Raw genomic sequence first — 13,794 nt, 5'->3', positions numbered from 1 at the left:
GTCGCCGAGGCGAACGCGCGGCGCCACTGCCTCAGGTGCCGGCAGCGGCGAACACGCCGGCCCGCGCGTAGTCTCGCGCGCGCGCTAACGCGTCCAGCAGCTTGTCGACGTCGCCTTCGGTATGCGCGGCCGACAGGGTGATGCGGAGGCGCGCACCGCCCTCCGGCACGGTGGGCGGACGGATCGCCGCCACCCAGAACCCCTGCCGCTCCAGCGCCGCTGCCATCGCCAGCGCGTCCGCATCGGCGCCGCACAGCAGCGGCTGGATCGGCGTATCGGAAGGCAGCAGTTCCAGTTCGTGGCGGCGGGCGCCGGCGCGGAAGCGCTGCACCAGCGCAGCCAGCCTCTCGCGACGCCAGTGCTCGCGACGCGCCAGCTTGACCGCCGCCAGCGAGGCGGCGGCCTGCGCCGGCGGCAGCGCGGTGGTGTAGATATAGGGACGCGCGGTTTCGGCCAGGTGGCGGACCAGGTCGGCCTCGCCGGCGACTACAGCGCCATAGCTGCCCAGCGCCTTGCCCAGGGTGACCAGGCGCAGGGGCACGGCGGCGCTGTCCAGCCCGGCGTCATCAATACTGCCGCGGCCCTCCTCGCCCAGCACGCCAATGCCATGGGCGTCGTCCACGTACAGGGTCGCGCGCTGCACCCGCGCCACCAGCGCAAGCTGCTTCAGCGGCGCAATGTCGCCGTCCATGCTGAACACGCCGTCGGTGGCCAGCAGCGCGGCGCCATCCGGCCAGGCGCGCAGCTGCCGCAGGGCGGCCTCGGCGTCGGCATGCGGGTAGCGGCGCAGGGCGCAGCCGGCCAGCTGCGCGCCGTCGATCAGGCTGGCGTGGTTGAGCCGGTCCTGCACGCAGACATCGCCCTTGCCCAGCAGCGCCTGCAGCACCGCCAGGTTGGCCAGGTAGCCGCTGCCAAACAGCAGCGCCGCCGGCACGCCCAGCCATTCGGCGACTTCGCGCTCCAGCGCTTCGTGGGCGGCATGGTGGCCGCAGACCAGGTGCGAGGCGACGCCGCCGGCGCCCTCGCGCGAGGCCATGTCCTGCAAGGCCCCGGCCACCGCGAACTGCTGCGACAGGCCCAGGTAGTCGTTGCCGCAGAAATTCAGCAGCCAGCGCGGCACGCCGTCGGCGCCCATCACCTCGCAGCGTGCGCCGTCGCGATGCAGCACGCTGCGGCGGACGCGGATGCGCTGCTCGGCGGCGCGTCGTTCACGCTGCGCGGCGATGCGGGCGGGCAGCGACTCGCGTGCCATTTCAGGCCGCTTCGGTGATGCCGGCATGCACCGTGGCGGTGCAGGCGTCGATGCTGTCGTCGCGCACTGCGTCGACCTGCATCGGTCGCAGGCCGAGGCGTTCGAACAGCGCCTGGTCGCGCCCGGTATCCGGATTGCCGGTGGTCAACAGCTTCTCCCCGTGGAAGATCGAATTCGCCCCTGCGGCAAAACACAGCGCCTGCAGCTCGTCGGACATCGTCTCACGGCCCGCGGACAGCCGGACCATCGATTTCGGCATCAGGATCCGGGCCACTGCGACCGTGCGCACAAATTCGAACGGATCCAGCTCGACGGTGCCGTGCAGCGGCGTGCCTTCCACCTGCACCAGCCGGTTGATCGGCACCGAATCCGGGTGCGCCGGCAGGTTGGCCAGCGTCATCAGCAACCCGGCGCGCTGGCGGCGCGACTCGCCCATGCCGACGATGCCGCCGCAGCAGGTTTTCATGCCGGCATCGCGCACCCGCGCGAGGGTGTCGAAGCGGTCCTGCATCTGGCGGGTGTGGATCACGTCGCCGTAGAACTCGGGGTCGGTGTCGATGTTGTGGTTGTAGTAGTCGAGCCCGGCGTCCTTCAGCGCGCGCGCCTGACCGCCGCTGAGCATGCCGAGGGTGGCGCAGGTCTCCAGCCCCAGCGCCTTCACCTCGCGGATCATCTCGACGACCTTCGGGATGTCGCGGTCCTTCGGCGAACGCCAGGCCGCGCCCATGCAGAAGCGCGAAGCGCCGGCGGCCTTGGCCTGGCGCGCCTTCTCCACCACCTCGGCCGGGTCCATCAGCTTGGTCGCGTCCACGCCGGTGTGGTAGCGCGCCGCCTGCGGGCAGTAAGCGCAATCCTCCGGGCAGCCGCCGGTCTTCACCGACAGCAGGGTGGACACCTGCACCTCGCTCGGGTCGAAGTGCTGGCGGTGGGCGCTGGCGGCGCGATGGAGCAGCTCGGTGAAGGGCAGCGCGAACAGCGCTTCCACTTCGCTGCGGCTCCAGTCATGGCGGATGGGAAAAGCGACGACCTCGGGCATGGGGGTTTTCCGACTGACGCAGGGCGCGAAGGCGGGCAGTCTGGAACGCATGCCGACTGCCGTCAACCAATCAGGATCAAGCAAAGTTGACAGACTGCGCGCGCCGCTGTGCTGGCTGTTCCCGCCGCGCTGCCTGGTCTGCGGCGATCCCGGCCTGCCGGACCGTGACCTCTGCGGCGCCTGCCACGCCACCTTGCCGCGCCAGCGCCACGCCTGCCCGCGCTGCGCCTTGCCGATGCCTGAACCCGCCACCTGTCCGGCCTGCGTCGCCCAGTCGCCGCCGCTGGACGCGGCGCATGCCGCCTTCGACTACGCATTCCCGCTCGATCGACTGCTGCCGCGGCTGAAGTTCCATCGCGATTTCGCAGCCGGGCGGGTGCTGGCGCAGTGCATGGCGGAGCATTTCAGCGGCCTGCCGCGCCCGCAGGCGCTGGTGCCGGTTCCACTGCACGGCGGGCGGCTGCGCCGGCGCGGCTACGACCAGACGCTGGAACTGGCGCGGCCGCTGGCCAAGGCGCTGGACCTGCCGCTGCACGCCCGGCTGCTGCACCGCTGCAAGGCTACCCGCGCGCAGTCGCGGCTGGACGCGGACGCGCGCGGCCGCAACCTGCGCGGCGCGTTCTGCGTGGATACCCGGGCGACATTGCCGGCGCACGTGGCGCTGGTCGACGACGTGATGACCACCGGCGCCACCCTGCACGCCGCCGCCAAAGCCCTGCGTGCGGCCGGCGTGGCGCGTATCGATGCGTGGGTGTGTGCGCGCGTGGCCTGAGCCGCCACCCCGGCGTTCAGGCCGCAACCACCTTCGCGCGCAGGGCGAAATCCAGCGCGATGCCTGCAAACAGCGCCATCCCCACCCAGTTGTTGTGCAGGAAGGCGCGGAAGCAGGCCGCGCGCTCGCGCCCGCGCGCCAGCCCGAACTCCCAGGCCACCAGCACCAACGCGGCGCCCATGCCCCCCCAGTACCAGGCGCCCATGCCGGCCTCGCGGCCGACCAGCGCCAGCGCGAAGAACATGCAGGCGTACAGCACTCCCTGCGCCGCCAGGTCCATCTCGCCGAACAGGATCGCGGTGGACTTCGACCCCATCCGGATGTCGTCGTCGCGATCGACCATCGCATACCAGGTGTCGTAGGCGGTGGCCCAGAAGATGTTGGCCACGTACAGCACCCACGCCACCGGCGGCACCGCACCGGTCAGCGCCGCAAAGCCCATCGGGATGCCCCAGCCGAAGGCCATTCCCAGGTAGACCTGCGGCAGATAGGTGTAACGCTTCAGGTACGGATAGCTGGCCGCCAGCAGCACCCCGACCACGCTCATGTAAATGGTCAGCCGGTTCAGCGTCAGCACCAGCGCGAACGCCACCAGCATCAGCACCGCGAACACCACCAGCGCCTCGCGCCCGGATACCGCGCCGGTGGCCAGCGGCCGATGCCTGGTGCGCTCCACGCTGCCATCCAGCCAGCGGTCGGCGTAGTCGTTGATCACGCACCCGGCCGAACGGGTCAGCCAAACCCCCAGCGAGAACACCAGCAGCGGCCATGGTGGCGGCACCCCGTCGGCGGCGATCCAAAGCCCCCACCAGGTCGGCCACAGCAGCAGCATCCAGCCGATCGGCCGATCGCCGCGAACCAGCGCCCAGTACAGGCGCAGGCGCACGCGCCAATGCGGCTCGGTGGCGGAAGCGGGCAGGGGATTTCGGTCGTTGGCCATCGTGGATGCGCGGATTCGATGTGATCGCAAGGCGCAATCGCCAGCGGAACGTTGGCGCCGAACCGGAAGGATCAAGACGATCCTCCATTGAAAAAATGGCGCGCCCGGAGGGATTCGAACCCCCGACCAATGGCTTCGGAAGCCACTACTCTATCCGGCTGAGCTACGGGCGCGTCGCGCTGCCGGTGGCGGCAGCAAGGCGGGCATTCTCGCACGGTTCAGGCGTATTTGGCTGCCCCGGAAACGGAACGGCCCGCTTGCGCGGGCCGTTCCGTGTAGCAAAGTGCAGGCTGCTCAGTTGACGCTGACCGCGCTCCACGCCGCCTTGACCGCATTGGTCTGGGCGGAGCTTGCACCGTACAGGTCGGTCGACGCGTTGATGGTCGCCGTACGCGCGGCGGCGTAGTTGGTGCTGGAGGTCATGTACACCGTCAGCGCGCGGTACCAGATCTTGCCGGCGGCATCGCGGCCGATGCCGGCCAGCGAGGTGTTGCCGTTGCAGACCAGCGACGCCGGGGTCAGGTTGGCCCAGGTGCCCGCGCCGAAACCACTCGGCACCACCGCGCCTTCCGCCAGCAGGTAGTAGAAGTGGTTGGCCACGCCGGAGCTGTAGTGCACGTCGAGGTTGCCCAGAGTCGAGCTGTAGCAGTCCGGCGAGGCGCCGTCCAGGCTCGGCTTGAACATCCAGCGGATCGCGTTGCGCATGCTGGCGTTGTTGGGGAACAGTTCTTCGCCCACCACGTAGTCGGCCGGATCGGAGGCGTTGTTGGCGTAGTACTCGACCATGGTCCCGAAGATGTCGGAGGTCGCCTCGTTCAGGCCACCGGACTCGCCGCTGTAGATCAGGTTGGCGGAACGGCTGGTCACGCCATGCGACATCTCGTGGCCGGCCACGTCGATCGCCACCAGCGGATAGATGGACGCGCCGTTGTCGCCGTCACCGAAGGTCATGCAGAAGCAGGAATCGCTCCAGAACGCATTCTGGTAGTTGCGGCCGTAGTGGACGCGGCTGATCGCGCCCTTGCCATCATTGGCGATGCCGTTGCGGCCGTGCACGTTCTTGAAGTAATCCCAGGTGGTGGCAACGCCGTAGTGGGCGTCGGCGGCAACGGTCTGCGAGTTGCTGAGCAGGTTGTTGCCCCAGGTGTTGACGGAGGCGGTGAACAGCGTGCCCATGCCGGAGGTCTTCATCGCCATGTTGTGGGTGGCGCCGCTGCCGCGGGACACGTCGACCATCTGGTAACTGGTGCCGCACATGCTGGTGTTCAGCACGACGTTGCCGGCCATCAGGGTCTTGCCGGTGCCGACCGCCGCGGTCGCGGTGCAGCTGCCGCCGCCCGAGCCGGGCTTGGCCGTGTGGATGCCATCCCACTGGTCGATGATCTTGCCGCTGGTGGCATCGACCACGTAATGCATTTCGGTCGGCGTCTGGTCCGGCTTGAAGCCGTGGAACACGACTTCATGCGCCAGTACCGGCGAAGCGTTGCGCGCATAGACCACCTTGCGCGCGGTCGGCGCCTCGGTGAACTTGACCGGGAAAACCGCGCCCGCCTCGACGATCGCCTCGTCGGCGCCAATGCGCTCGGCCAGACCCGGGCGCGCGCTGGACTTCAGCATCTGGCTGAATCCGCCCAGCTTGGCATCGCGCGAATGCACCACGAAGTCGCCGCCGATCATCGGCAGCCCGTCGAAGGTGCGCTCGTAACGGACATGTTCGCTGCCATTGGCGTCGACCACCACATCGCTGACGGTGAACACGTCGGCGTTGGCGCGGTGCACCGCACCCGGGTTGCTGCTCACCAGCGCGTTCGCACGCGCGACCACGGCCGCACGCACCGCGGCCGCCTTCTCCTCGGGCGACTGCTTGTCGGTCGGGGCGGCAGCCTGCGCGGTGGCAAGTGCGGAGACGATGGCGAGGCACAGCAGACTTGCTTGGACTTTCATTGTTGCGTTCTCCCTGGTGTGCGACCCGACTGTTGCGTCGGGAATGATTGTTGGAAACCCCTTCAACTTGACGCTACTGCAACCCGACCGGCTCGCCGCCCCTGGATCGGCGCCGGTGACAACAGGCAGGCGTTGGCGAAATACGACACCCGCAACGGCAGCCCCCGCGGCGAGTATCCGATGAAAACCGCATCGAATCCCGGCTCTACCGCGCGGCGGTAGGCCGACGCGATCTTGGCGTTTTCGATCTCCAGCAGCATGCCCAGGCTCTCCGGCTGCGGCAGGTCGCTGTTGTAATCCTGCAGCAGCTGCTTGCAGCGCTGGAAAAACGCCAGCTCCTGTTGCCGGCCGCGCAGCGACCTGGCGAAAAACTGCCGGTAGTAATAGGTGGGTTGGCGCAGCCGCGGCAGCACCTTCACGATCGCGGTGCCGACGCCACACAGCGCACCGGCCTCATCACGGGCGATGCAGACCACCTGCTGGGCGCGCAATTCAGCCTCGGCCTGGTTGCCAATGGCCCGGTGTTCCCGCCAGAAAGCGGCCAACTCCCCTGCGAGCGCCGGGGTCACCTGCTTCCAGACCGGGATGAACGTGACGCTCACTTGCCGGCGTCCCGGCCCGCCGGCTTCGGTGCCAGCGCCTCCACCAGCCTGACGTATTCGGCGAACCCCAGCTTGCCGCTGGCGTCGGCGTCGAACCGCGCCAGTGGCGGTGCATCCTTGCCCGCGTTCTTCACCAGCACCAGGTTGCGGTACTCCTCGGCGTCGATGCCGCGGTCGTGATTGGCGTCGATGGCCGCGAACTGTTGGGCCAAGGCGGCCTGGGTTTTCGCCAGCGCCTGCGCCCGTTGCCAGCCGGCGCGGAACTCGACCAGCGACAGCTGACCGTCGCCATTCCTGTCCCATGCCTTGAACGTGCCGGCAGCCGGATCGGCGCTGGCGGAGACTGGCTGACCGGTGGCCGGCTTGATTTGTTGGGCCTGGGCGGACTGGCACAGCAGCAGCGCGAAGGCGGCGATGGCGAGATGGCAGGTCATGCCGCGGGCACCTCCGCGGGAATGGCGGATTCGAAGGTGATGAGGTCGCGGATCTCGGCAGTGCGCAGGCCGATCATCATCGGCTGCTTCACGTTGGGAAGGAAGGCGATATCGAAGATCTCGCCCATGTCGCCGTCGAAGCGGATCCAGTTCAGCACGTCGCCATTGGCCAGCGAAATGATCTGTACCCCGCACCACGGCTCGGCGTCGCGCTGCTTCAGCTCGTCGTCCAGCTGCAGGCCTTCGAAGCGCTGGTTGCGCGGCTTCGACAGGCCCACCGCGGCGACGTTGCCGATGATCGACAGGCCGCGCGCGAAGCCGGGCACGAAGGCATGCGGCACGAATGCCTTCGTGGCGAAATCCACCCAGCCCAACTGGCCGGTGCCGGCGTTGAGCAGCCACAGCCGGCCGTTGTGCCAGCGCGGCGAATGCGGCATCGACAGGCCTTCGCAGACGATCTCGTCGGTCTGCACGTCGATCACCACGCCTCCGTCGCGGCGGCGCTCGCGCCAGCCGTCCACGCTGTCGCTCTTGCACACCGCGGTGACGTACTTCGGCTCGCCATCGACCATCGCCAGCCCGTTCAGGTGGCAGCGGTCTTCCGGCGCCAGCTTGCTGATGAACTTCGGCTTCCAGATCGCCTTGAAGCTGTGGGTGGGGCTGAGTTCGGCCAGGCAGGAATACTTGGTGTTGACGAACACCACCCGGCCATCCTTGCGGATGCCCAGTTCGTGGATGTCGAGGTCACCGATGGTCTGCGCGTTGCGCGGCACGTAGCACTTGTCGAACTGGCCGTGGATGATCTCGTTCGGGCGCAGCACGTTCTCGAACCGCCACAGCTGGTACAGCCCGCCGAGGTAGATGCGCTGGGCATTGCCGACCACGCCCATGGCGCGCTCGAAGATGCGCTCGAAGAACGAGACCCGGCCCTGCTGGTCGCTGCCGACCAGATAGATGCGGCCGGTCTGGTACGAGGTGATGGCAAGGGACAGCCGGTGCTGGGCCAGCCACCCGGCAAGGCCGCGCGAGCAGCTCTTCTCCACTTTCAGCCGGGTGATGTCGCGAGGCGTGCCGGCCGCTTGGGCGGGATCCGCCGCCGCGTTCGGCTGCGTTGCCGCCGCAGGGGCGACAGCGTCCAGGCCGACCTCCAGCTCGGGGCCATCCTGGTTGGCCTGGATATCGGTTGCGTCTTGCTTATTTTCGTTGACCACGTGGCGTCCAGACTGCTGTGCGATCGCCGGCCCGGACACACCGGGCCGGCGGTGGCGGATTACCAGGAGAAGCGGGCGCTGGCCTGGCCGCCGACCATGCTCTTGTACGCGCCACCATCGGTCCAGTTCAAGCCCAGTCCGAAACCGAAGCGCCCCTTCTGCACGCCCAGGCCCAGCTCTGCCATCGTGCTGGTGCCCTTGGTGCTGGTGCTGCCGAAGAAGTTGTCGGCGACTGTGTAGGTGGTCTTGCCGTCAAACTCGCGGATCGCATTGATCGAGCCATACGGCGTCCAGCGCAGCCCGGCCGCATCGAAACTGCGGTTGAACTCGACACCCAGGCGCCCCTGCTCGAAGGTGCCACCGTGCGACTGGAAGCTCGCCATTTCGCCATGCAGCGCATCCAGCCCATCCACCTTGGTGCGGGTGTACTGGGCCTGCGGCACCAGATTGAAGCTGCCGAACTGCCACTCGTAGCCAGCTTCCAGACTGGTGGCCTGGGCGTGGACGCGGCCGGCCATGACCCCGGCCATGGTGGTCGAGCGGACGTCCGAGGCCATCCAGCGACCGCTCAGGTCGACGTAGAAACCGCCGGGCGCATACCACGTGGCATAGGCGCCAACCGTGGTGCCGTCCATCCGGTTCTCACCGACACCCGCATTCAGGCGCTGGCGGCTGTCGGCATTGCCGAACACGACACCGGCATGGACATTGCCGGGCAGATTGGCATTGATGCCCACTTCCCGGCCCCAGTTGGACTGGGCGAAGCCGAACCCGCCCGCCTGCCCGAAGTTGCCGGCATGATGCGCCGGGTTCAGGTCGCCCTCGCTGGAGTAGAAGCGGACGAAGGCGTTCATCACCTTGTCGGCATCGCCATAGGGATTGACGCCCAGGCGCTGGCGGAAGGTGCCGACCTGGCTGTTGAGGAAGCTTGCCGCGGCGGTCGCGGTGGTCGCGGCCAGCGCGCCGGTGTCGTTCATGCCCAGCACATCCAGCGCCACCAGGAAGCTGGCGCTGCCGCCCGCGCCGGCAAGCCGGCTGGTGCGGGCGCCGATGTCCAGGAAATTGGATTCGTCGTAACCCAGCACCTTGCCGCCCACGAACGCACCCGCCGCCGAGGAACCGGCGACATGCGCGAACTCCACCGCCGTGGTGCTGGCGGTGGTCGGCATCTCGGTGATGCGCACGTTGACGGTTTGCGCAGCGCCAGCGGCCATGTTGCCGCCGACGTAGAGCTGGTCGCTGGCCAGGTTGGTCAGGTCGAGGTCGAGGTGGATCGCACCGCTGCCACCCAGGTGGCCGCCGATATAGAGCACGTCGTCGGTGCTGCTGTCCACGAAGTCGATGACGCCGTTGTTGGCCAGCGGCAGCGGGTTCGCTCCGGCGCCGGCCGTGCCCATGTCGATCAGGTTCCCATCGCCCACCACCTTGATGGTCCCGGCGTTCGCGAAGCTGTTGCCCGCCACGCTGCTGCCCAGGCTGAGCGCGCCGCCGGCGAGGCGGATGGTGCCGCCGGCCAGGTTGTTGATCGCATCGTCGCCGCTGCCGAAATCGGTGCTGTAGCTGCCGCCGATGTCCCAGACGCCGCCGGCCTTGTTGTTGAACACGTCGGCCCCGCCGTACATCGACACCGCGCCAAGGATGCGCGCGCTGTTGTTGATGGTGTCGCCAGCGCTGCCACCCACCACCGCGAACGCGTAGCCCTCGTCGCCACTGGCGGAGATGACGCCGGAACCGGTGTTGTTGAGCACGTTGCCGGCGGCATTGCCGAACATCACGCCGGCGTTGAAGCCCGCCGCGCCAGCATGGATCGAGCCGCTGTTGTTGACGGTGGTGCTGGTGGTGCCACCTGCGAACACGCCGATGGAGGCCAGGTAGCCTTCCGCGGAAATGCTGCCGCTGTTGGTGACCACAGCGTTCTTGCCGCGGACCATCACGCCGTAGGCGGCGTAGCCGCTCATCGCCTCGATGTCGCCGCTGTTGGTCACGCTGGCGGTGCCGTTGTTGGCGCGCGCGAATGCGCCCACCGCCACGTCGCTGCCGCTTGCCACCGCGATGTCGCCGCTGCTGGTGACCTTGGCATCGCCCTGGTTGGCGACGGCGAACACGCCGGCCGACTGGCCGTAGGCGTAGCCGGAGATATCGCCGGCATTGCCGATCGCCACATCGCCCTGGGTGGCTACGCCGAACACGCCCCAACCGCGGCCGATGTACGAATAGAAGCCGATCTCGCCGCTGGGGGTATTGCTGACCGCCAGGTCGCCACTGCCGGAGATGGCATAGACGCCGAACGCGTACTTCTCGCCATTCGCATACAGCGAGCCGCTGTTGGCCACGGCCACGTCGCCGAGCGCCTGCGCATCCACCGCGCGGGCTTCGGAATAAAGGAGACCGGCCGCAGTGGCGGTGACCGAACCGCTGTTCTGCACGCTCGCGGAGCCGTTGGCGCCGAACGCCAGGATGCCGGTGGCGCCGTAGTACCCCGAGGCCGTGCTGGTGGCCTCGATGTCGCCGCTGTTGACCACATGGGCGTCACCCGCGAACGACAGCGCGGCTACGCCGGTTGCCGCACCGGCCGAGTAGGCGCTGACGGTGCCGTGGTTGGAAATTCCGGTATCGCCGTCGCCCGAAGCGAAGATGCCATAGGCGCCGTAGCCGTACTTGTTGCCCTGCAGGACCTCGATGTTGCCGTCGTTGCCCACGTGGACGATCCCGCCTTGGCCGCTCGAGGTGGCGGAGATGCCGCTGGCGCCGAAGAAACCCACCGCAGCAATGTCTCCGCTGCTGGCGATCTCCACCGAAGCGCCCTCGCCATTGCTGTTGGCATTGATGCCGGTCGCAAGCGCACTGTAGAAGCCACCGTCTGCATTGGCATAGCCGGCGATGATGCTGCCACCGTTGTCGACCGTGATGTCGCCCAGCGCGCTCGCCTCGATGCCGGTGGCGTAATAGCCCTGCGCTTCCAGACTGCCGCTATTGCCGATGTCCAGGCTGTCGCCGCCGGTGCCGTACAGGCCGAACGCCTGCCCGCCCGGTCCCATGGCCACCGCATAGACGTCGCCGCTGTTCTGGACCACGGCATCGCTGGCGCCCTGCGCCTCGATGCCGGCTGCCCAGCTGTAGCCCGCCGCGATGATCGCGCCGGCGTTGGCAACGTCTACGCTGGCGCCGGAGGCGAAAATGCCGTCGGCCAGGCCGTAATAGGAGACCGCGGTGATGTCACCGACGTTGTCGATGGCCACGTCCCCGGCCACGCTGTACCCGTAGATGCCGATCGCATCGCCGTACAGCGAGCCCGCGTAGATTTCGCCGCTGTTCACCACATCGACATCGCCTTCCCCGCTGACAGCCTGGATGCCACGCGCGCCCAGGACGACGCCCACGGCCTCGATGCTGCTGGCGTTGTCCACCATGACGTCGCCATACAGCGACTGCGCGTCGACGCCGATGCCCTCGCCCACCGCGATGGCGAAGATGCTGCCGCCGGCGTTGTTGACCGAGGTGCCGTAGTAGGAACTGGCGGCGATGCCAGTCGCCGCATAGAAGCCGCTGGCTTCGATGTCGCCGCTGTTGCCGGCCTCGGCGTGGTCACCGCGGACCAGCATGCCGAAGGCGGTGCCGTACTCGGAATAGGCGTTGAGGGTGCCGTCGTTCTGGCCCGTCGCCACGCCGTAGTCGGCGCGCGCGAACATGCCCGCCGCGACGCCCTGATAGCTGGCCACGTCGATGGCGCCGCCGTTGTGGACGCTGACGCTCCCCTGGCTGGCGACGGCGAACACGCCGACCGACTGGCCGTAGGCATAGCCGGCGATCTGCCCGGCATTGTCGATCGCCACGTCACCCTGGGTGGCCACGCCGAACACGCCGGTCCCCCTGGCGTAATAGGAATAGAAGCCGATCTCGCCACTGGCGGCGTTGCTCACGGCCAGGTCCCCACTGCCGGAGACCGCATACACGCCGTACGCATACTTGCCGTCCGCAAACAGCGAGCCGCTGTTGGCCACGGTGACGTCGCCCAGCGCCTGCGCATCGATCGCGCGCGCCTGGGAATAAAGAACGCCCGCAGCGGTAGCAGTGACCGAACCGCTGTTCTCCACCGTGGCGCTGCCATTGGCGCCGAACGCCACGATGCCGGTGGCGCCGTACTGGACCGACGCGATGCTGGTGGCTTCGATGTCACCACTGTTGACAACATGGGCATCGCCGGCGAATGACAGCGCCGCTACGCCTGTGGCCGCGCCCGCGGAGTAGGCGACCACCAGGCCGCCGTTGTCGACGCCGGCGTCGCTATCCGCGGAGACGGAGATGCCGTAGGCGCCGTAGCCGTACTTGTTGGCCTGCAGCGCATAGACGTCACCGCTGTTGCTGACGCTGGCCGTGCCGCCCTGGCCGCTGGCGGTGGCCCCGATGCCGGTTGCGCCGTAGTAGCCCTGGGCGACAACCAGTCCATCGCTGGACACCGCGACCGCAGCGCCCTCACCGTTGCTGACGGCATTGATGCCGCTCGCAAGAGCCGACGAATACGCCATCCCGGCAATGATGTCGCCGCCGTTGATGACCGACAGGTCACCGGACGACTGCACTTCGACACCGGTCGCCAGATAGCCCTGGGCGATCACGGTGCCATCATTGACGACGGTCACGTCGGCGCCGGTGGCATACAGGCCGAAGGCCTGGCCGTAAGCCGCGAAAGCGGTGACATCGCCGCTGTTGTCGATGGCGGTCGTGCCGCTGCCCTGCGCCTCGATGCCGGCGGCCCAGCTGCCGTAAGCACTGGCGGCGACGATATCGCCGCTGTTGGTCACCGCCACGTCAGCGCCGGAGGCGAAAATGCCATCGGCGAGGCCGTATTCGGACACCGCGGTGAGATCGGCCGCATTGTCGATCGACACATCACCCGTGGCGCTGTAGCCATAGATGCCGATGGCATCGCCGTACAGCGAAGACACCTGCAGGGTGCCGGTGGCCGCGTTGGAAATCCCCACCGTGCCGTCGTCGCTGTAGCCGCGGATGGCGGTGGCGCCATAAGGATCGACTTCGGTAATCGGGTCGGCGTTTTCGATCACGATGTCGCCGGGGTCGGTCACGTCGATGGCCAACGCCACCGGACCCGCACCCACCACGGTCAGGTCGAACACCGGGGCAAGGTCGATCGCGGCGCGAGTGGCAGGCTGCAACTGCACGGCAGGCGTCGCGGCCGCGGCGTGCGCGCCGGTGGACACCCCGAGCGCGAACGTCATCGCGGAAACCGCCAGCGCCGAACGCACTGCGCGCGCCATGGGGGCCAGCTTGACCGCGCGCGGGTTGCGCACGCCCTTGCCACGCGTACCGACGATCCGAATGTCGTTCATGCCATCTCCCGAAGCCAGAAATTCAAGGGTGCGACTGCGGGACCGGATGGTTCCGCCAGCAGCGCCGAGGCAGGAGAGGGACATCGAACAAACCACCCTCCCCGGCGTCTGCTCAGTGGTCCTTTATCGCTGCTTGCGATTGGCCGTGTCAATAGCGTGACTGCCCGCACGCCTTGCCGGGACGCCCGCCGCGCGGGCGTTTCCACCGCAAACCTCGCGCCGCAGCGCCGGTTCTGGAATAATCCGGGGCTTGGC

The 13,794-nt window shown here is 68.3% G+C and carries 9 protein-coding genes and 1 tRNA gene; 1 reads left to right on the top strand and 9 read right to left on the bottom strand.

Features of this window, described 5'->3' with window-relative positions; all coding sequences use genetic code 11:
* Positions 1-31: 31 nt before the first annotated feature.
* Positions 32-1,252: an 8-amino-7-oxononanoate synthase gene (gene bioF / locus ICG51_RS07435; protein WP_190279776.1), complete on the bottom strand. Its 1,221-nt coding sequence runs from the start codon at positions 1,250-1,252 to the stop codon at positions 32-34.
* Position 1,253: 1 nt separating this feature from the next.
* Positions 1,254-2,288: a biotin synthase BioB gene (gene bioB / locus ICG51_RS07430; protein ID WP_190279775.1), complete on the bottom strand. Its 1,035-nt coding sequence runs from the start codon at positions 2,286-2,288 to the stop codon at positions 1,254-1,256.
* 49 nt (positions 2,289-2,337) lie between these two features.
* Here bioB and ICG51_RS07425 point away from each other — a divergent pair, with 49 nt between their 5' ends.
* Positions 2,338-3,060, top strand: coding sequence for a ComF family protein (locus ICG51_RS07425; RefSeq protein ID WP_190282404.1), 723 nt, complete (start codon positions 2,338-2,340; stop codon positions 3,058-3,060).
* Positions 3,061-3,076: 16 nt separating this feature from the next.
* Here the strand turns inward: ICG51_RS07425 and ubiA are convergent, their stop codons facing one another.
* The 7 genes from ubiA to ICG51_RS07390 form a co-directional block, all read right to left on the bottom strand.
* Positions 3,077-4,000, bottom strand: coding sequence for a 4-hydroxybenzoate octaprenyltransferase (ubiA, locus tag ICG51_RS07420; RefSeq protein ID WP_190279774.1), 924 nt, complete (start codon positions 3,998-4,000; stop codon positions 3,077-3,079).
* Between the two features lie 96 nt (positions 4,001-4,096).
* Positions 4,097-4,173, bottom strand: a tRNA-Arg gene (locus ICG51_RS07415).
* 121 nt (positions 4,174-4,294) lie between these two features.
* Positions 4,295-5,944: a M4 family metallopeptidase gene (locus tag ICG51_RS07410; protein WP_190279773.1), complete on the bottom strand. Its 1,650-nt coding sequence runs from the start codon at positions 5,942-5,944 to the stop codon at positions 4,295-4,297.
* Positions 5,945-6,006: 62 nt separating this feature from the next.
* Positions 6,007-6,546 (bottom strand): hypothetical protein, encoded by a 540-nt coding sequence (locus tag ICG51_RS07405; RefSeq protein WP_190279772.1) that lies wholly within the window; start codon positions 6,544-6,546, stop codon positions 6,007-6,009.
* Positions 6,543-6,980 (bottom strand): EF-hand domain-containing protein, encoded by a 438-nt coding sequence (locus ICG51_RS07400; RefSeq protein WP_190279771.1) that lies wholly within the window; start codon positions 6,978-6,980, stop codon positions 6,543-6,545. The genes ICG51_RS07405 and ICG51_RS07400 overlap by 4 nt, the downstream gene beginning before the upstream one ends.
* A complete protein-coding gene (locus tag ICG51_RS07395; RefSeq protein ID WP_223809392.1) occupies positions 6,977-8,191 on the bottom strand; it encodes a TIGR03032 family protein in 1,215 nt (404 codons plus the stop codon). The genes ICG51_RS07400 and ICG51_RS07395 overlap by 4 nt, the downstream gene beginning before the upstream one ends.
* Before the next feature lie 59 nt (positions 8,192-8,250).
* Positions 8,251-13,539, bottom strand: coding sequence for a hypothetical protein (locus ICG51_RS07390; protein WP_190279770.1), 5,289 nt, complete (start codon positions 13,537-13,539; stop codon positions 8,251-8,253).
* Positions 13,540-13,794 lie beyond the last annotated feature (255 nt).

The sequence above is a fragment of the Thermomonas sp. XSG genome, assembly GCF_014678725.1.
Lineage (GTDB): Bacteria > Pseudomonadota > Gammaproteobacteria > Xanthomonadales > Xanthomonadaceae > Thermomonas.
This window is presented reverse-complemented; position numbering and strand designations above follow the sequence as displayed.